The organism is Xylocopilactobacillus apis (assembly GCF_033095965.1).
GTDB classification, from domain to species: Bacteria; Bacillota; Bacilli; order Lactobacillales; family Lactobacillaceae; genus Xylocopilactobacillus; species Xylocopilactobacillus apis.
In genome coordinates this window covers 636,386-654,885 of sequence record NZ_AP026801.1, presented here as the reverse complement: position 1 = coordinate 654,885, position 18,500 = coordinate 636,386, and the positions used below count along the sequence as shown (strand labels likewise).

At 34.7% G+C, this 18,500-nt stretch carries 16 protein-coding genes and 1 pseudogene; 6 read left to right on the top strand and 11 right to left on the bottom strand.

Annotated elements, in window-relative coordinates:
* Positions 1 to 100 precede the first annotated feature (100 nt).
* The 6 genes and pseudogenes from R8749_RS03010 to hisS form a co-directional block, all read right to left on the bottom strand.
* A complete protein-coding gene (locus R8749_RS03010) occupies positions 101 to 967 on the bottom strand; it encodes a TPM domain-containing protein (RefSeq protein ID WP_317697908.1) in 867 nt (288 codons plus the stop codon).
* 61 nt (positions 968 to 1,028) lie between these two features.
* Positions 1,029 to 1,616, bottom strand: a complete 588-nt coding sequence (locus tag R8749_RS03005; protein WP_317697907.1) for a LemA family protein — start codon at positions 1,614 to 1,616, stop codon at positions 1,029 to 1,031.
* Positions 1,617 to 1,680: 64 nt separating this feature from the next.
* Positions 1,681 to 2,981: pseudogene (locus R8749_RS03000) on the bottom strand (ClC family H(+)/Cl(-) exchange transporter).
* A complete protein-coding gene (locus tag R8749_RS02995) occupies positions 2,971 to 3,525 on the bottom strand; it encodes a GNAT family N-acetyltransferase (protein ID WP_317697906.1) in 555 nt (184 codons plus the stop codon). Before R8749_RS02995 ends, R8749_RS03000 begins: the two are co-directional and overlap by 11 nt.
* 2 nt (positions 3,526 to 3,527) lie before the next feature.
* Positions 3,528 to 5,840, bottom strand: coding sequence for an aspartate--tRNA ligase (gene aspS / locus R8749_RS02990; protein ID WP_317697904.1), 2,313 nt, complete (start codon positions 5,838 to 5,840; stop codon positions 3,528 to 3,530).
* The gene (gene hisS / locus R8749_RS02985; RefSeq protein ID WP_317697902.1) at positions 5,840 to 7,117 is read right to left on the bottom strand and encodes a histidine--tRNA ligase; all 1,278 of its coding nucleotides are present in this window, start codon (positions 7,115 to 7,117) and stop codon (positions 5,840 to 5,842) included. Before hisS ends, aspS begins: the two co-directional genes overlap by 1 nt.
* A 483-nt stretch (positions 7,118 to 7,600) precedes the next feature.
* On the opposite strand from hisS, the gene R8749_RS02980 reads away from it, so the two are divergent.
* The 6 genes from R8749_RS02980 to R8749_RS02955 all read left to right on the top strand — a co-directional run bounded on the left by R8749_RS02980 (position 7,601) and on the right by R8749_RS02955 (position 13,473).
* Entirely contained in the window at positions 7,601 to 7,750 is a 150-nt protein-coding gene (locus R8749_RS02980) for a teichoic acid D-Ala incorporation-associated protein DltX (RefSeq protein WP_317697900.1), read from the top strand.
* Positions 7,751 to 7,765: 15 nt separating this feature from the next.
* The gene (dltA, locus tag R8749_RS02975) at positions 7,766 to 9,289 is read left to right on the top strand and encodes a D-alanine--poly(phosphoribitol) ligase subunit DltA (protein WP_317697898.1); all 1,524 of its coding nucleotides are present in this window, start codon (positions 7,766 to 7,768) and stop codon (positions 9,287 to 9,289) included.
* Positions 9,289 to 10,533 carry a D-alanyl-lipoteichoic acid biosynthesis protein DltB gene (gene dltB, locus R8749_RS02970; RefSeq protein ID WP_317697896.1) on the top strand — a complete coding sequence of 415 codons (1,245 nt, stop codon included), beginning with the start codon at positions 9,289 to 9,291 and terminating at the stop codon, positions 10,531 to 10,533. Before dltA ends, dltB begins: the two co-directional genes overlap by 1 nt.
* 15 nt (positions 10,534 to 10,548) lie before the next feature.
* On the top strand, positions 10,549 to 10,785 hold the full coding sequence (gene dltC, locus R8749_RS02965; RefSeq protein WP_317697895.1) for a D-alanine--poly(phosphoribitol) ligase subunit DltC: 237 nt from the start codon (positions 10,549 to 10,551) through the stop codon (positions 10,783 to 10,785).
* Complete coding sequence (dltD, locus tag R8749_RS02960) at positions 10,785 to 12,056, top strand: D-alanyl-lipoteichoic acid biosynthesis protein DltD (RefSeq protein WP_317697893.1); 1,272 nt, start codon at positions 10,785 to 10,787, stop codon at positions 12,054 to 12,056. The genes dltC and dltD overlap by 1 nt, the downstream gene beginning before the upstream one ends.
* A gap of 139 nt (positions 12,057 to 12,195) precedes the next feature.
* On the top strand, positions 12,196 to 13,473 hold the full coding sequence (locus tag R8749_RS02955; RefSeq protein ID WP_317697892.1) for an N-acetylmuramoyl-L-alanine amidase family protein: 1,278 nt from the start codon (positions 12,196 to 12,198) through the stop codon (positions 13,471 to 13,473).
* On the opposite strand, the gene R8749_RS02950 is transcribed toward R8749_RS02955, so the two are convergent.
* From R8749_RS02950 to prmA, 5 genes are read right to left on the bottom strand one after another with little or no spacing between them, the layout of a single operon-like run.
* Positions 13,461 to 14,102, bottom strand: coding sequence for an HAD-IA family hydrolase (locus R8749_RS02950; RefSeq protein ID WP_317697891.1), 642 nt, complete (start codon positions 14,100 to 14,102; stop codon positions 13,461 to 13,463). The two genes, R8749_RS02955 and R8749_RS02950, sit on opposite strands and share 13 nt — an antisense overlap.
* Before the next feature lie 11 nt (positions 14,103 to 14,113).
* Positions 14,114 to 14,569, bottom strand: a complete 456-nt coding sequence (dtd, locus tag R8749_RS02945; protein ID WP_317697890.1) for a D-aminoacyl-tRNA deacylase — start codon at positions 14,567 to 14,569, stop codon at positions 14,114 to 14,116.
* A complete protein-coding gene (locus tag R8749_RS02940; protein WP_317697889.1) occupies positions 14,566 to 16,779 on the bottom strand; it encodes a RelA/SpoT family protein in 2,214 nt (737 codons plus the stop codon). Before R8749_RS02940 ends, dtd begins: the two co-directional genes overlap by 4 nt.
* 59 nt (positions 16,780 to 16,838) lie before the next feature.
* Positions 16,839 to 17,570 (bottom strand): RsmE family RNA methyltransferase, encoded by a 732-nt coding sequence (locus R8749_RS02935; RefSeq protein ID WP_317697888.1) that lies wholly within the window; start codon positions 17,568 to 17,570, stop codon positions 16,839 to 16,841.
* The gene (gene prmA, locus R8749_RS02930; protein WP_317697887.1) at positions 17,570 to 18,493 is read right to left on the bottom strand and encodes a 50S ribosomal protein L11 methyltransferase; all 924 of its coding nucleotides are present in this window, start codon (positions 18,491 to 18,493) and stop codon (positions 17,570 to 17,572) included. Before prmA ends, R8749_RS02935 begins: the two co-directional genes overlap by 1 nt.
* Positions 18,494 to 18,500: the final 7 nt, after the last annotated feature.

The following is an 18,500-nucleotide window of genomic DNA, read 5'->3' as shown; positions in this document are numbered from 1 at the left end:
GCTTTAAACGTATTTTAACTATATATTATTTAATAAATTTCAACAATCAAATTGTCACCTAAAATAAAAAAACAGCTAACAAATCGTTAACTGCATTTTATTAAATGCTGGCTCCGCCGCCGCCGGAAGAACCGCCGCCTCCAGAAAATCCTCCACCGCCGGAGAACCCTCCGCCGCCACCGGAAAATCCGCTTCCTCCCCAAAAACCACCGCCACGATGATTGTTGTTCCAAAATAGGATCCAGAAAATCCACCACAAAATACTGTGGCGCAATCCATCTTTATGAACACTTCTAGGTTTGATACAGGCCAATACTGCAATGAATATTACAAAAATAATTACAAAATATGGTTTTATGCCAGTACTATCTTCGTTACTATTTCTCTGATTAACGTATGTTTCACCGTACTTAACATCTGAAGTCTTGTACCCATTAGCTTTATCGACAACTCCCGAAACTGATTTAAAAACTTGCTGCAATCCTTTATTAACGCGATCAGGTGAATTAGATTTTAAATCACTTTTATTATCACTAAGAATTTTTCCCGCTAAGGCATCCGGCAAATCTCCTTCAAGTCCATATCCAACTTCAATTCTTACGTTTCGCGATCCATTATTAACCGCATATAGAATTAGGATTCCATTATTTTTAGATTTATTCCCAATTTTCCATTTTTGAAATAAATCCGGCGCATATTCATCAATATCATCACCATTAGTACTTTTGATCATTGCAAGAACGATCTGAGGAGCCTTGGACTTTTCCTTATAGTAAAGATTCTTTTTCTGAACCAAATCTTTGGTCGTTTCATTCAATGTATTAGTTTGATCATAATAAAATGAATCTGGTGCACTTGGAAGATCTTCAGCTGCTCTAACTATTTGTCCTGACGAAATTGCCGAAAAAAAGAAGGTCAAAAGAAATAAGAAGATGAAACTATACTTTCGATTTTGTTTGTTTGTCATTTTAAATTATCCAATCTTATTGAATAAAAAGAACTCATTGGATGAGCTCTATTAAAATTATTTATTTACCTGTATCAAGATCAACTTTTGGTGCATTTTGTGCTTTACTATCTGCTTTATAGTAATCCATTTTATGATACCCTAACATGCCGGCAACCATATTTTTAGGAAAAGTTACAATTGAATTATTATAAGTCTGAATTGATTCGTTATATCTCCGTCTTTCAACACTAATTCGATTTTCGGATCCTTCTAATTGAGTCATTAAACTATTAACGTTATCGTTAGACTTTAATTGAGGATAGTTTTCACCGATTGCATTTATCAACGTTCCAACAGAACTATTGATTTTAGCATCAGCTTTTAATTTATCGGAAGCAGTTGTTGCATTGCCATAACTCTTGCGAGCTTCTGCAATTTCCCCAAAAACCTTTTGTTCTTGTTTCATTGATCCTTTAACAGCATTAACCAGATTAGGAATCAAATCATATCGACGCTGCATCACGTTTTCAACCTGTGACCACTGCGCATCAACATTTTGTTTTGATTTAGCTAATGAATTATAGGTCCCAATAACCGAAAAAATTAACATTAAAACGATGACAACAGGAATGCCAATCCAAAGCCAGCGACGTGTATTTCTACTCATAAAAATCTCCTTAAAATTAATAATAATTATATATTAAATGCTATTTAGAAAACATTACTCAGTATTAAGACTGATTTTGCGGTCTAACCAACTGTTCCAACAAATCTTCATAAATTGGCTTGCCGCTCAATTCATCAACCACCAAGTAAGAGGTAATTGCCACAATTAATAATGATAATACCTGACTTGTTCCTCCTACCATTTCGCTTACTAATAAAATTGCAGTAAAAGGAGCCTTTGTTACTCCAGCGAAAAAACCAACCATTCCTAAAATTACCATATTTGGTAAATAATTAATTGGCAGAACACCAATATTAATTAGAATATTTGCGCTCCACGCACCTATTAAAGCGCCTAAAGTCAAACTCGGTAAAAATATTCCCCCGGTAACTTTGTTGCATAAGACAAAAGCGAGTATAAAAATCTAATTAAGATAATCAATCCTAAAAACCAGATATTAATCGAATTTTTGCCTACAAAAGTTATCAACTGATTTCCCCCACCGATGCAGTAAGGCAAAAACAAAGCCAGCGGAATCATCAGAATGTAAACAAAAGGTCCAAAAAAGTAATCTGGGAGCTTGGTGTAACTCATTAACAGCGGCATTTTCAAAAGCAATATTTGATATAAGCGGCAAAGCAAGCCAATTAATATCCCAATTATAATAATCCAGGGATAATATTTAAGCTGTAAAACAGAAATATAATGAATTTTTAATACTGGCTGTAAGCCAAAAATATTTAAAGTCACAAAAGATGCTGCCATTGAACTTACAAACGCTGAAATCCAAACAACTGGAATAAAGCGGTGATAAATTTCCTCTGCTACAAAAATAACGCTTGCTAATGGTGCCGTAAAAGCAGCTGATAAGCCAGCAGCTGCCCCGCAAGCAATGAAAATTTTTAAATGGCGATCTTCTTTTTGATGATAAAAAGAACTTGTAATCTGACCAATCGAACCGCCGATCTGCACACTTGGTCCCTCGCGTCCCAGCATTAAACCACTGCCAATCGCGATTATCCCGCCAAAAAATTTACCGATTAATGTACCTATTGCTTTTTCGTGGTAAACACCTTTTAATTGTCCTTCAATTTGAGGAATCCCTGAACCGCTTAAGTAAGGATATCGATGGATTAAGAATCCGCACCCGCTTAAAGCAAGCACACTAAAAATTATTAAAAGTAAAACGGGTATTGGCGACTGATTAAAGTTGGTAAAAATTTTAGTGATTAAATCAAATATTTTTTCGATTGCTAAACGAAATACTGAAATGACAAATCCGGTCAAAGTTCCAATAATTAACGCGTTTGCAATTAAAAATAATTTTTCCTGATGATCACGAAATTCACTCTCTTTATTTTCCATTTTTCACCAAATAATAATAGACTGCTGAATCATAAAATTGACCTGCTGAAAAGTGATCTTCTTTGCGGATCCCTTCAAAAGAAAAACCTGCACTTACTGCCAACTTGCGACTTGGCTCATTATCTACATCAGTTCTTATTACAAATCGGTGTAGCTTTAAAACCTCACTAATTTCTCTAATTAAGACCTTGATCGATTTAGTCATAATACCCTGATGACAGAAATTACTTGCCAGCCAGTATCCCACTTCTGCCGAGCGCTCATTTTGATTTACTTCATTAATTTCAGCAATTCCTACAATTTCCGTTCCTTTTACGATTAGATATTCAAACATTTTCCCTTGACCAAATAAATCAATCGCATTAGTTAAAAACTTCTTTAAATCATTTAAGGTATTAATTTTGACCCACGGAAGATATTTTGCTAAATGGTCACGATTTTCTTCAATCACTTTCTCCAAAGCATTTGCATCAGCTGGCATTGCTAAACGCAAATTTAAATTTTTTTCGACTGAGATTTGAAATAGCCTTTGGAGATTTTCCAAAATTATTCACCTTCTATAAGATAATAATAAACTTGAAAATCTTTAAATTCACCATTTTGCTCAACTGCTCCATGTTGAACACCTTCTAATGTAAAACCAGCATTCAGAGCAACCTTTTGACTTGAAACATTTGAGGGATCGGTCTTAATTACAACTCGATGAAGGTTTAAAACTGGGGAAAGTGCTTCGACTAATTTTTTAACTGCCATTGTCATTATTCCTTGATGCTGATGGTTCTCTGCCAGCCAATAACCGATCTCGGCATTTGTTTTATGAATATTATGCAAATCAATCGTTCCAACAATTTTTTCATTCTTTTCAATAACATAATCAAATGACACTCCAGCGTCAAAACTTGCTACTGCTTCTTTAACAAAACTTTCTTCGGCTGCTAAATCATTAGCTGTTGCCCATGGCAAAAACTTTGCCAAATTATCGCGGTTTTCTTCAACTAATTGCTGAATTTCTTTAGCGTCATTTAACTGATAACGCCTAAGACTTACTTCATCAGTAACCGAAATATTCTCGATTTTTTGTAAATCTGCTGAAGGCATCTTCTTAAGTACTTTAAGTCCCAATTCATCTAGCTGAGCTTGTTCTACTTCACCCGGTGCATCAGTGAGAACTTCAACACCCTTAGAATTTTTTGGAAAAGCAATTACGTCACGAATATTATTTTTCTTTGCCAAAAGCATTGCAAAACGATCTAACCCAAAAGCTAAGCCACCATGGGGAGGAAATCCGTAATCAAGAGCATTCATTAAAAATCCAAAACGTTCATTAGCATCTTCTGCTGTGAAGCCCAATGCTTTAAACATTTTTTCCTGCATTTCTCTCGTATGAATTCTAAGTGAGCCGCCGCCAAGTTCGTATCCATTCAAACAAATATCATAGGCATATGCATAAACTTTGCTAGGATCACTTTCTAAATACTCAAGCGTATCTTCTTTTGGCAGCGTAAATGGATGATGCTCAGCCATATATCGATCTTCTTCCTTTGAATAATGGAACATTGGCCAATCAGTAATCCAAACAAATCGGAATTGATCATGATCAATTAATCCGAGTTTTTCGCCAAGAAATGTTCTTAAATATCCCAATGTCGCATAAACAACTTCTTTTTCATCGGCTGCAAAAAGAATTAAATCATCATCTTCTGCTTCTGTTGCTTTTAACAACTCTTCAGTCACTGGTTTCATAAATTTAGCAACAGGTCCTGCTAGTTCACCATCTTTAACTTTAAGCCAAGCAAGACCCTTTGCCCCAAAGCGTTTAACATATTCACCCCAAGAGTCAATATCTTTTCGAGAAAATTTATCTCCTGCTTTTGGTGCAACTAACGCTCTAACAATCCCACCGTTATTTAATGCTGAACTAAAGACCTTAAAATCAGTTTTACTGACGACTTCTTCAACATTAATAAGTTTCATGTCAAAACGAAGATCTGGCTTATCTGAACCGTAATTATCCATAGCTTCATTCCAACCCATACGCTCGATCGGCAGTTTAACATCTACATTAATTACTTCTTTTAAAACTGTCGAAATTAATTGTTCAGCAATTGTCATAATTTCTTCTTCACTTAAAAATGAAGTTTCAATATCCACTTGCGTGAATTCAGGCTGGCGGTCTCCTCTTAAATCTTCATCTCTAAAACAACGAGCAATTTGATAATAACGATCAAAGCCTGCACTCATTAAAAGCTGTTTAAATAGCTGGGGTGACTGCGGTAAAGCCCAAAAATTACCATTATAAGTACGAGATGGGACTAGAAAATCACGCGCTCCTTCGGGCGTTGATTTTGTTAAATCGGGAGTCTCAATATCAATAAAGCCGTTTTCATCCATAAAACGATGAATTACGTGCTTAATTTTAGAACGCAGCATGATTGCCCGCTGCATTTCTGGCCTTCTCAAATCTAAATAACGATACTTTAATTTTAAGTCTTCTTTAACGTCAACATGATCTTCAATATTAAACGGCAAAGCTTTCGAAGTGCTGAGAACTTTTAAATCGGTAACTTCAATTTCAATCTCACCGGTCTTCATGCGTTCATTTGCTTCACCATTAGCTCTTTTGCAAACTTTACCGGTAACCTCAATTACGTACTCATTTCTTAACGTTTCAGCCAAATCATGTAAATTTTTAGAAGCATCATCTTTAAAAACGATTTGAACAATGCCCGATCGATCTCTTAAATCAACAAAAATAAGGGCTCCTAAATTACGTCTTTTTTGAACCCACCCTTTTAATGTTATTGTTTGATCGACATCACTTACTGTAACCTCGCCAGCATACTTCGTTCTTTTTGCCATTATATTTCTCCTAACATTTCTTTTGTAATCTTATCAAACGGTACTTCAACTTCCGTTCCATCAATCATTTTTTTAATTTTACAAGTTTTGTTTTTTAACTCTTCATCACCAATTACCGTAGTAAATGACGCATTCTCTCGACTGGATAATTTAAATTGAGATTTTAATGAACGGCCTGTGTAGTCATATGAAACCGAGATTCCCCGTTCTCTCAGCTGATTCGTTAAAACAAAAATTTCTTTAAATGCTTCGTCCCCTACTCCAATAATAAATAAATCAGTGGTTGGCTGCAGGCGTTCTTTTAATTCTTGATCGTGCTGTAAAATTTCAAAGACTCGCTCTTCTCCCATTCCAAAACCAACTCCCGGAGTTTCTGGACCTCCCAGTTCTTCAACTAACTGGTTATATCTACCGCCGGCTAATACAGTAAGAGGATTTTTACCAAATACAGATCCGGTATAGATTAACTCAAAAATTGTATGGTTGTAATAATCTAGTCCCCGAACTAAATCTTCATCAATTTCAAATGGAATATTAATTAATTTTAAGTAACTTTTTACTTGTTCAAAATATTCTTTGGCACTTGTTGTTAGATACTGACTTATTTTTGGAGCAGATGCGACAATTTCCTGATCATGGTGATCCTTTGAATCGAGAATTCTCAAAGGGTTCTTTTCCAATCTAATTTTTGAATCATCTGATAGTTCTTCTTTAAAAGGTGTTAAGTAATCGACTAACGCTGCAACGTATGATTTACGAGACTCTTGATCCCCTAAAGTATTAATTGCAACTTTAAATTCATTTATCCCCAAGCTTTTTAAAAGTTCTTGTCCCATTGCAATAGTTTCTGCATCAAGGCGTGCATCTTCAACTCCAAAAGCCTCGACGCCAAATTGATTAAATTGGCGGCTGCGTCCGCTTTGTGGCCTTTCATATCTAAACATTGATCCAATATAATAAACCTTAACTGGTTTAACGTAATCCGGACCATACAGTTTGTTTTCAATATATGCTCGAACAATACCCGCTGTTCCTTCGGGCCTCAGCGCCATCTTTCGATTTCCTTTGTCGATAAATTCATACATTTCTTTAGAAACTACATCAGATGTCTCTCCTGCACTTCTTTGAAAAAGATCAAGACTTTCAAATATTGGCACTCTCATTTCCATATAGCCAAATTTTGATGCTATTTCTTTAGCCGTGTCTTCAAGATACTGCCAAAAAACAGCATCTTCAGGCAATATATCATTAGTTCCTTTTGGTTTTCGATAAAGCAATTTTTCACCTCATAAAATAAAAAAAAACGCCACTAAAAAAACTTTTAGGGCGCAATATGCACGGTACCACCTATAATTATTACTCTACTTTGATAAGGCAGCGGACTGCCGAGAATCGTCACGTGTTGTTTTTCAGATCTTTCAGCTATTGATCTGCTCTCTGTTATTCTATAACAATAGAATAAACACGAAAAAGATCCCTGTCAACAAAAACCAATTGATGGCTAAAGCCCACAAGCTCTGATATAATTTTTTATTAATTAAAGGAAAATCGGTCCCAAGGACCAAGCTTTAGATTTTTTTTAATGGATAATTATAATTATTGATTAAAAATTTATAATTAATTTCAAAAATCGATTTTTTTTTTAAATTCATGGATTGATTTTAATAATTTTTAGTTTAAATAGGTAAATTATTCTATAATGGGGTGGTATGTTTTGAGATCATCAAATAATTTTAGCAATGGCTAAGGAGTAATCTTTAATGAAGAAAAAATGGCTAGCCTTTAAAAATAATGAAATTACTCGATTTATTTTTACAACTTTATTTTATGCAGCAATTTTTTTGGTTTTAGTCTATCTTTATAGTTATAGCGGCGTCGGTGGCGGCGGATTTATATATAATGGATTTTAAATTGGAGATAATTATATGATAGAAAATTTTATCCAAACGGTCGATCAATTTGGAATTAATGAACCAGATCGAATTGTTTACGAAAATGATGGCGTTAAAAATACATACGGTGAATTAAGAGAATATTCAAATAATCTTGCAAATTATATTGACCAGCTAAAATTAGACCCCGATCGGCCAATTTTAGTTTATGGGAATCAAAAATTTGAAACGATTGCAACGTTCTTTGGGGTTGTCAAATCTGGTCATGCATATATTTCAGTTGATTCACATTCACCTCAAACAAGACTCATGTTGATTAGTGAAATTGCTCAGCCGGCAGCATTAATTACTGTTGAAGAAACTGATTTTTCTGTACCTGAGATTCCCACTGTTAATGAAGAAAAGCTTAAACAAATTTTTTCCAACCAAATTGACTATCGTGTTGATCATGCAGTTAACGGCGACGAAACTTACTATATAATTTTTACTTCTGGTACAACTGGAAAACCCAAGGGCGTTCAAATTTCTCATAACAATCTTTTGAGCTACGTAAATTGGATGTTATCAGATCAATTTAAATTGCCTGAGCATCCCAGAAATCTATCTCAACCACCTTATTCTTTTGATCTTTCGGTCATGAACTGGGGACCTACTTTAGCTAAAGGTGGAACTTTAGTTGCCATCGATAAAGAAGTCACTGATAACTTCAAACAGCTGTTTCAAGTTTTACCCCAGACTAACATACAAGTTTGGGTCTCAACACCGACATTTATGGATATTTGTCTTTTAAATCCGGCTTTTAATGCTCAGTCAATGCCAAATATTACTCACTTCCTTTTCTGTGGTGAAGAACTAACGCATAAAACTGCCCAAACTCTTCGTACTCGTTTTCCTAGTGCTCATATTTTTAATACTTACGGTCCGACAGAGGCTACCGTTGCAGTTTCGGCTGTCGAAATTACTGATGAGATTTTATCTGAATATGACCGACTACCGATTGGAACTCCCAAAGAAGATACCTCATTTACAATCGTTGACCCCGAAACTGATGAAAAATTACCTGATAATGAAAAGGGCGAACTAATCATCGGCGGACCGAGCGTTTCTAAAGGGTATATTAATAATCCTGAAAAAACGAAAGCTGCTTTTATCGACCCAATTCCTCGTAAATATCGAACTGGTGATCTTTGTGCTCGTGATTCTAATGGGCAGTATCTTTTCTTTGGCCGTACCGATTTTCAAGTTAAGCTGCATGGGTATCGCATTGAGTTAGAAGAAGTAAGCTTTCACTTACAGCATCAGCCTTCTGTAAAGCAAGGTGTTGTGGTCCCAATCTATGATCGTAATCAAAAAGTTTCTCAATTAATTGCTTGGGTAGTACCAAACGAATCGGTTGAAGGAAAAGAGCTGCAGGAAACAGAAAAGATTAAAGCTGGATTACAAAAAGAAATGATTTCTTATATGGTACCGCAAAGAATTATATACAAAGAAGCTCTTCCCCAAACTTCTAATGGCAAAATTGATATTAAAACGATAATTAAAGAGGTTAACTCTTAATGATTTATTTTCAACCATATGAAAATCCAATGTATTTTGGAGTTTTGTTTATTGCATTAATTCCGATTATTGTTTTAATTTTAAATGGTCGTCGAAGTAAAATTTATGAATCAATTATCTCAATTTTTTTCTTATTTTTAACTTTCGGCGGTCCATCTTGGAATCAAGGCGTTGCGTTAATTATTTACACCATTTATGAAACAGTTTTAACTTTTGCCTATTCAGCTTATCGGAAAAAAGCCAACAAATCTTGGATTTTCTACCTTGCAGTTTTTCTAGCGGTTTTACCGCTGACTCTTGTAAAAATTTCTACTGCAACCCATGATCAGGTTCAAACTTTAATTGGATTTTTAGGAATTAGTTATTTAACCTTTCGGGTTGTTCAAACCATCATGGAAACACGTGATGGAGTTATAAAAAACTTAAATTTAATAACATTTCTACAGTTTCTGTTATTCTTTCCAACGATTTCTTCTGGTCCGATTGATCGTTATCGCAGATTCGAAAAGGATTACAATCGAGTTCCAAAACAAGATGAATATTTGGAAATGCTAAAAAAAGGGATCCATTATATTTTCATCGGATTCCTCTATAAGTTTATTTTGGCCTATATAACAGGAACCTTAATGCTGCCTGAATTAAAAACAATGGCGATGGCTCAGCGTGGTAATTTTCTTGGTTTATCATGGCCGCTTTTAGGTGTAATGTATGTTTATTCCGCTGATTTATTTTTTGATTTTGCGGGATACAGTCTATTTGCCGTTGGTACATCTCATATCCTCGGAATCAACACCCCAATGAACTTTAATCGTCCTTGGCAGTCTTTAAACATCAAAGATTTTTGGAATCGTTGGCACATGAGCTTATCATTTTGGTTTCGAGATTACATTTACATGAGACTTCTTTTTATGTTTATGAAAAAGAAGACCTTTAAATCAAGAATTACCGCAGCCAACGTGACCTATGTTTTAAATATGTTAATTATGGGATTTTGGCATGGACTGACCTGGTATTATATTACATATGGTTTATTCCATGGATTGGCGATCGTTATTAACGATGCTTGGCTAAGATTTAAAAAGAAACATCAAGAACAGATCCCCCATAATCAATTTACTAAATATTTTGCTATTTTCTTAACAGCAAATATTGTATGTTTCAGTTTTTTAATCTTTTCAGGATTTTTGAACCAATTATGGTTTTCCCCGGTGACAACACCTAAACCACATGTTAAATTAAAATAAAAAAGGAGTTCTATCATGGAAATTAAAAATGAAGTTCTTGAAGTATTAAAAGATATCACGGGAAATGATTTATCAGATCAAATGGATGTCAATTTATTCGATACAGCTCTAATGGATTCAATGGCAACAGTTGAAATGTTACTTCAACTGCAGGAAAAATTAGGAATTGATGTTCAAATTTCTGAATTTGACCGTGCTGAATGGGATACTCCAGAAAAAATTGTTAACAAAGTTAGTGGTATGCTTCAATAATGTTTAAGAAACTCTTCAAGATTTTTGGCCCGATCATTTGTGCCGCGATCCTCGTCTTTCTTTTGTTAATTTCACCCCTAAATTTTGGTTTTGGACATATCAATAAGAATGTTCAAAAAGATGCTGCAACTTCTTTAGAAGCCAAAGTTGTTAAAGGAAAGGAAGTTAAAGAGCAGGCGCTTAACGACAATTATGTAGCTTTTTTTGGCTCGTCTGAGTGGTCACGATTTGATCCCATGCACCCTTCAGTTTTGGCTCAAAAATATGATCGTAGTTATCGGCCTTTCTTGTTGGGAGCTAAAGGAACCCAATCGTTAGTTCAATTTCTAACGATGCAGACTGTTACTAAACAATTAAAAAATAAAAAAGCCGTCTTTTCAATCTCTCCCCAATGGTTTGTCCCTGAAGGGGCTAAATTAGACGCTTTTAACTACTATTTTTCACCACTGCAAGCGACAGAATGGATTCTTAACGAACATAATTCAACAATGGATCGTTACATTGCAAAAAGATTCTATGAAATGCTTAATTCTTCAAAAGATCCAATTTTAAGGCAATCTTTTAAAGATGTTAGTGAAGGAAAAGATTTATCTAATTTTGAAAAGTCTTATCTAAAACTACGTCATCGTATTCTTTTAAAAGAAGATCGCTTCTTTTCAACACTATTTATTTCTAAGAAGAATCAATTAAAAATTAGAAAGTGTGAAAAACAGCTTCCGAATAATTATGATTACAATAAATTATATGATTTAGCTGGTCAATTGGGACGAAAACAGACTTCAAATAATAAGTTTGGTATTAGCGACAAATTTTATCGTAAACAAATTAAAAAGAGAGTTAAACAGCTAAAAGGATTTCAAAAAGACGAAACTTTTACAAAATCACCTGAGTACTCAGATTTTGAGGCTGCTTTGGAAATGTTTGCCCGTAACAATACAGATGTAATATTTGTTTTACCGCCAGTTAATGCAAAATGGCAAAAATATACAGGACTATCACAAAAAGAAATTCAAAATGCAGTTACCAAATTGAAATTTCAGTTAAATTCTCAAGGATTTCATCATATTGTAGATCTCTCAAATGATGGTGATATTCCGTACTTTATGACTGATACAATTCATTTGGGATGGCGAGGCTGGTTATATTTTGACAGTGCTGTTAGACCATTTCTTGAAAACGAACAAAAGAAACCAAATTACCATATTAATGAACAGTTTTATAGCTCATCTTGGCAAAACGCAATGGTTTCTCAAATTAAAAATTTTAAATAGCTCAGAAAAGAAGCCTGATCTTTTGATCAGGTTTTTTGATAAAATCAATTAGGATCAAATTTTAACCCTTTCCTATTTTTAAAAAATAAGATATCGTTATTTCAGTACCTAAAATTGAAGTGAATATTCGGAAACAATAATGAAAGTTTTTCTTAAAAAAAATTATATTAATCTAATTTTGTTAATCGCAATCGTGATTGGTTTTATGACAACTTACGCTTTAGCTGTTTCTAATGTTGTCAGCATTAAGGCAAAAGTTGTTAATGTTCGAACTGGTCCAATGCTTTCTTATAATGTGATGGGTCAGCTGAAAAAAGGTGACCAAATTCAAGTTATAAAGAAACAAAACGGTTGGTATATGGTCAGACTTGGCGGGGATAAGGTCGGTTGGGTTGCCAGCTGGCTGACTGATTCCACCGAAATTGATTCAGCAACCAATACAGTAGGAATTATAAATACCGATCAAACTAACGTTAGAGAATATGCAAATACTAATAGTAAAATTTTAAAACGTATTAACAAAGGTGAAAAAGTAAATGTTGTCTATTCCAATGGCGAATGGAGCCAAATTATTATTAACGGAAAAGTTGGTTGGATTAATAATAAGCTTTTTAACTTAGCTGATAATGAAGTTATCGAAAATCAAAAAACATTACGTTATGTTTACGTGCTTGAACCCATGACTCGCCTACGAAGTGATGCTGATCCTAATTCTGCAATAATTGCTAATTTGAAACAGCAGACTAAGCTATCAGTTTTAGGTTCCAAGGGTGATTACTATGAAGTTAGAAATCCAGATAATGTAACGGGGTTTGTAGCTAGAAAAATGGTAACAACTGAAATTCCAGACCCTATTAAAATTATTAGACCTGATTCGATAACTAAATCAACAATAGTTTTAGACGCCGGACACGGTGGAAGCGATCCCGGTGCCCAAGCCAATGATAACGAGAATTTTGAAAAATCATATACCCTTTTGTTCACCGAAACTTTAAAACAAAAGCTTGAAGGTGCCGGAGCTCATGTCGTAATGGCTCGAAGTAATGATCGTTACATCTCATTAGAAGACCGAGTTGAATTAACCAATAAAACTAAACCAAATGCTTTTATTAGTATCCACTTTGATTCTTCTAATCAATCAAATCAAGCTAGTGGTGTAACTACTTACTATTATTCAAAAAAAACCGATCTTAAATTAGCAAGATCGATTTCTCATCAACTTAACGATTTAGAACTGTCAAATCGCGGAGTCGCTTTTGGCGATTTTGAAGTATTAAGAGACAGCTTTTATCCTAGTATTCTACTAGAATTAGGTTATATAAACAGTGATCAGGATTTTGCTCAAATTAGTTCGCGTCAATATCGTGATCAGGTTACTGATAAAATTATTGATGGCTTAAAAAATTATTTTAAATAATTTTCAATTTCTGCCAAATTATTAATTTTAAAATCAGCATCATTAACAGTAATCAAATCATTTGGCGCAAAGAAAAGTCCAGAAATATTTGCATTATGAGCAGCTTCAATGTCCAATTCTCGATCTCCAACATAAACCGTTTCGTTAAGCGGTAATTGATACTTGTTAATCAGATAGTTAAGAGACTCAGGATCCGGTTTTCTTTTAAAACCACTGTTATTTAAAACGAAGTCCGAAAAGTATTCCTTAATATCAAAAGCTTGAAGTAAAGTTAAAGCAGTCTCATCATTATGGGTTATCAAAAAATTATTCCCGCTCTTAGAAACGATTGCTTTTAATGCTTGAGAAGCTTCCATAAAAGGTTTTGCTTCCATCTCATGTTTTAAATATTCAGATCGATAATCATCATTTAACTTTAACGGATCAATCTTAAATTCATCTGCAAAATATTTTAAGCCAAATCCAATTGACTTGCCTCGAATAACTCGTTCAATATCATCTAAAGGAATACTTTTAAAGGTATTCTTTTTTATTGCAGCTTGTAAAGAAGAATTATAGATCGGATATGTATCAAATAAGGTTCCATCAAAATCCCAAATATAATTTAAAAATTTTTGGCTGTTTAACAACTTATTACTCCCTACTTCAGAACTCCGTTATGGCTTTGTAAAATAAGGGTGAACGGTCCATCATTAATTGAACTGACTTCCATATGGGCTCCATATTCACCCGGTAAAGTTTTAATTCCTAAATCATTTAATTTTTTTAAAAAGAAATTATACAGAATTAACGCATTATCATAAGACATTGCTGAAACAAAACTCGGCCGGTTTCCTTTTTTGATGTCAGCCGCCAAAGTGAACTGAGAAACGGCTAAAACTTCACCTTTAATATCTTTTAAGCTTAAATTAATCTTATCGTCTTGATCTGGAAAAACACGTAATTTGCTGATCTTTTCGACTAATTTAAGCACGTCGTTTTCTGTATCTCCCTCTTCTGCCCCGATTAAAAGCAAAAAGCCACGGCCAATTTGATTAATTAATTTTTCGTCAACCGTGACTGCTGCTTCTTTTACTGTTGTAAGAACTACTTTCATTTATTTGCCCGCTTTACATCATAAACATCCGGCACTTTTTTCAAACTTTCCATAATGCGCCTTAAACTATCGTGATTATAAATCTTAACTGTTGTTTCAATTGTCGCCGTTTTATCATCTGAGCTGATCTTGGCACTAATATTACCCAAGCCTTTGGCCAGAATACTCAACTCCTGAACGATATCTTTTAAAACACCTTCTCGATTATAAGCATAAATTTCAATATCAGTTGAATAGAGCACATTTCGATTATCCGGATTGCCCCAAAATACTTCAATTAAACGCTGCTGTGCATTATTATTTTTTACATTAGGACAATCGGCTCGATGGACTGTAACTCCTCTTCCCTGAGTCACATAACCAACAATTGGATCTCCAGGAACTGGCATACAGCAATGCGCTAAATGAACCAAAAGATTATCGATCCCTTCGATGTAAATTCCCGTATTATCATCAATACTAGATTTCTTTTCGGGAATATTATTCGAACTCAGCATCTCAGCTAAATCTTGATCTTGTTTTTCTTTAGCCAATTTTTTTCGATAATCTTCAGTTAATCGGTTACCTACTGATTGAGGTGATAATTCGCCATACCCAATCGCAGCTAGAATTTCTCCAGGTCCAAAACCTTTAAATTTATCTCCAACTTTGGCTAGTGCCTCTTTAGACATAAATTCTTTTGGATCAAATTTCTTATCAATTAGATATTCTTCAAGCAGCTGCCTGCCGTGCTCAACATCTTCTTCTTTTTCTTGATTCTTAAAATATCTGCGGATCTTATTACGCGCTCGATTAGTTTTAACAAAATCGAGCCAATCATGACTAGGCTTAGCCTGAGTTGCTGTCATAATTTCAAGGATATCACCGTTTTCAAGCGGCGTATCTAAAGTAATAATCTTACCGTTACGTTTGGCACCAATTGCATGATTGCCAACTTCTGTATGAACAAGATACGCAAAATCGAGCGGTACTGATCCTTTTGGCAGATCATACACATCTCCCATTGGGGTAAAGACATAAACTCGATCAGAAAAAAGATCACCTTTAACCGTTGCCATAAAATCATTAGCGTCAACGTCTTCGGATTCACTTTGAATTTCTAGAATTTCACGGAATAGATCAAGCTTCTTACCAGTTGCATCAATTTTTACCTGATCAGTTTCACCTTCTTTATAAGCCCAATGAGCTGCCACCCCAAATTCAGCAATTTGATGCATTTGTTCAGTCCTAATCTGAATTTCTAATGGTTTGCCGCCAGGTCCGATTACTGTCGTATGAAGCGATTGATATAAGTTTTTCTTCGGACTTGCAATATAATCTTTAAAACGACCGGGAATGGGACGCCACTCGGTATGGACGGCTCCAAGAACAGCATAACAATCTTGAACATTTTGGGTAATAACCCTAAGTGCCAAAAGATCATACAACTCATCAAATTGTTTATTCTTTGTAACCATCTTTTTATAAATCGAATAGATATGTTTTGGACGGCCGTAAATTTCATAGTCAAGATGCAAATCTGCGAGACTTTTATTTACTGCTTCAATTGCTTCATTAATGTAGCCTTCTCGTTCTCCTCTTTTGGTATCCATTAAGTTAGCAATTTTATGATATTCCTTCGGTTTAAGGTAAAGAAAAGATAAATCTTCTAGCTCCCATTTAATCGCACTAATTCCCAAACGATCGGCTAAAGGAGCGAATATTTCTAAAGTTTCGTTTGAAATTGCCTGCTGGCGATCAGGGGCTAAGTAATCTAGGGTCCGCATGTTATGTAATCGGTCGGCTAATTTAACCATAATAATACGCAAATCTTTCGCCATTGCTAAAAGCATTTTGCGGTGATTTTCTGCTAATTCATCTTTATGAGCAACATATTTTACTTTCGATAATTTAGTTAACCCATCAACAATATAAGCAATATCACTGCCAAAAAGGACTTCAACATCACCGACTGTTACGCCCGTATCTTCGACTACATCGTGAAGAAAACCCGAACTTACAGTGTCGGGATCCATTTTTAATTCAGCCAAAATACCCGCTACTTGGATTGGATGAATAATGTATTCTTCTCCTGATTTACGCCGCTGATCCCGATGAACATATTCTGCAAAATCATATGCCTTTTTGACAATTGCAACATGTTCTTCATTCATGTAACTGCGGCACATTTCAATTACATCATCAATTGTAAAATTTTTCGTTTTTACCATTTTCCCACACCCTGATCGATAAATATGATCCATTATAACGTATATTACCTATCAAGTATTCATATCTCAAAATAAAATGACAAAACACTCAAAAAAAACAGTGGTGCATTTTCAGCTCTTAAAATTCGACGACCTAAGGAAATTGAATGAAAGCCGTGTTCAATAAATTCTTCTACTTCTTTTGAGGCAAAACCACCCTCCGGACCAAATGCACAGCACAAAGATGATGGGATTGCTATTTTACTTAAACGCTCTTTTAAGTCACTCTTAGAATCACTTGCTTTTTCATAAGCTAAAAATTTTGTTTGAAATTCCAATTCGTCCCATAGAAGGTGCTCTTGAACTGTAACGGTTGGAATAAAGTTACGATGAGATTGCTTAGCAGCAGTCAATGCAATCTTATTTAAACGCTCTTCTTTCTTTTGCCCCCACTCGTCTGAATATTTAACTGGAGAATATTTAGAATGATAAAAAATAAAATGATTTGCGCCAAATTCACTACCTTTTTCGACCGTTTCGTCGATTTTTTTCCCTTTGGTTAGAGCACAAATTAGGGTTACCTCAACTGGAAGTTCTGTATCACGATCATTTTTTGAAACTAATTTAATATCAAGGGTTTTCTTTGATTCATTAATTTTATTAACTTCATAGACTGCAACTTGCCCCAATTTATCAGCAACTTCAAAGGTTTTGCCTTTTTGATACCGCAAGACTTCGATCAAATGATGATAATCTTCACCACTAAGCGTTATTTGATCAGTTAATTCATTAGAAATAAAAACTCGCTGCATTAATCACCTCTTTGAACAATATAACTAACCCAATCTTTCATCGCCAAACGTTCAACAACTTTAAAACCATGATTTATCAACTGTTCTTCAACAGCGGCCGCCTGATCGTTTATAATTCCGCCTAGAACAACTCGACCATTTTCTTTCAGGTGCGAATCAAGTTCTGGAATTAATTTAAAGTGCACTTCGGCTAAAATATTTGCCAAAATTAAATCGGCTTTTTCTTCCGTTCCTTTTAAAAGATCACTCACAACTAAATTGACCTCATCACTAACGTCGTTCACCGATAAGTTTTGTCTGGCATTTTCCATGGTTGCCTGATCAATATCAGTTGCATAAACATTTTTTGCTCCCAATTTAACTGCTGCAATTGAGAGAATTCCACTGCCGCTGCCAATATCAAAAACTCGATCTCCTTTTTGATAAGCAATCAAAAGTGCCTGTAAAGTTAAAATGGTAGTCGGATGATCTCCCGTCCCAAAAGCCATTCCCGGATCAATAAAAATTTTAATTCGTTGATCATTTTTGTATTCTTCCTTTTGCCAAATTGGAACAATCACCAAATTTGCAGCAACAGGAATTGGAGCATAATGGTCTTTCCACACCTTGTTCCAGTTTTCATCATCTTCAAATGAGATAAAAATTTTAACTTCTCCCGGATCAATTCCGTACTCAGTTAAGTTCTCTATTTCCTGTTTAATTTGTTCAGGATTTAAATCTTCAGATTCTGGAATCCAGGTTGTTACACTTACATCTCCTTGATCAAGTACTGCTGAATCAACCAGTGTATCAGATGACGGAATATCATAATGATCTAAGGGATCATTGATTTCAACCCCTTTAGCTCCATTTTTTTCTAAAATTACACTGACGGCCTCAATCGCCTCATTAGTTGTAATAACTTTAATTTTTGCCCACTGCATAATCTAC

Coding starts and splice junctions, on each gene's coding strand:
- dtd (WP_317697890.1), bottom strand. CDS start 14,569: ATGAAAGTAGTTCTTACAACAGTAAAAGAAGCAGCAGTCACGGTTGAC.
- R8749_RS02980 (WP_317697900.1), top strand. CDS start 7,601: ATGAAGAAAAAATGGCTAGCCTTTAAAAATAATGAAATTACTCGATTT.
- dltC (WP_317697895.1), top strand. CDS start 10,549: ATGGAAATTAAAAATGAAGTTCTTGAAGTATTAAAAGATATCACGGGA.
- R8749_RS03010 (WP_317697908.1), bottom strand. CDS start 967: ATGACAAACAAACAAAATCGAAAGTATAGTTTCATCTTCTTATTTCTT.
- R8749_RS02940 (WP_317697889.1), bottom strand. CDS start 16,779: ATGGTAAAAACGAAAAATTTTACAATTGATGATGTAATTGAAATGTGC.
- R8749_RS02935 (WP_317697888.1), bottom strand. CDS start 17,570: ATGCAGCGAGTTTTTATTTCTAATGAATTAACTGATCAAATAACGCTT.
- R8749_RS03005 (WP_317697907.1), bottom strand. CDS start 1,616: ATGAGTAGAAATACACGTCGCTGGCTTTGGATTGGCATTCCTGTTGTC.
- aspS (WP_317697904.1), bottom strand. CDS start 5,840: ATGGCAAAAAGAACGAAGTATGCTGGCGAGGTTACAGTAAGTGATGTC.
- prmA (WP_317697887.1), bottom strand. CDS start 18,493: ATGCAGTGGGCAAAAATTAAAGTTATTACAACTAATGAGGCGATTGAG.
- dltB (WP_317697896.1), top strand. CDS start 9,289: ATGATTTATTTTCAACCATATGAAAATCCAATGTATTTTGGAGTTTTG.
- R8749_RS02955 (WP_317697892.1), top strand. CDS start 12,196: ATGAAAGTTTTTCTTAAAAAAAATTATATTAATCTAATTTTGTTAATC.
- dltA (WP_317697898.1), top strand. CDS start 7,766: ATGATAGAAAATTTTATCCAAACGGTCGATCAATTTGGAATTAATGAA.
- dltD (WP_317697893.1), top strand. CDS start 10,785: ATGTTTAAGAAACTCTTCAAGATTTTTGGCCCGATCATTTGTGCCGCG.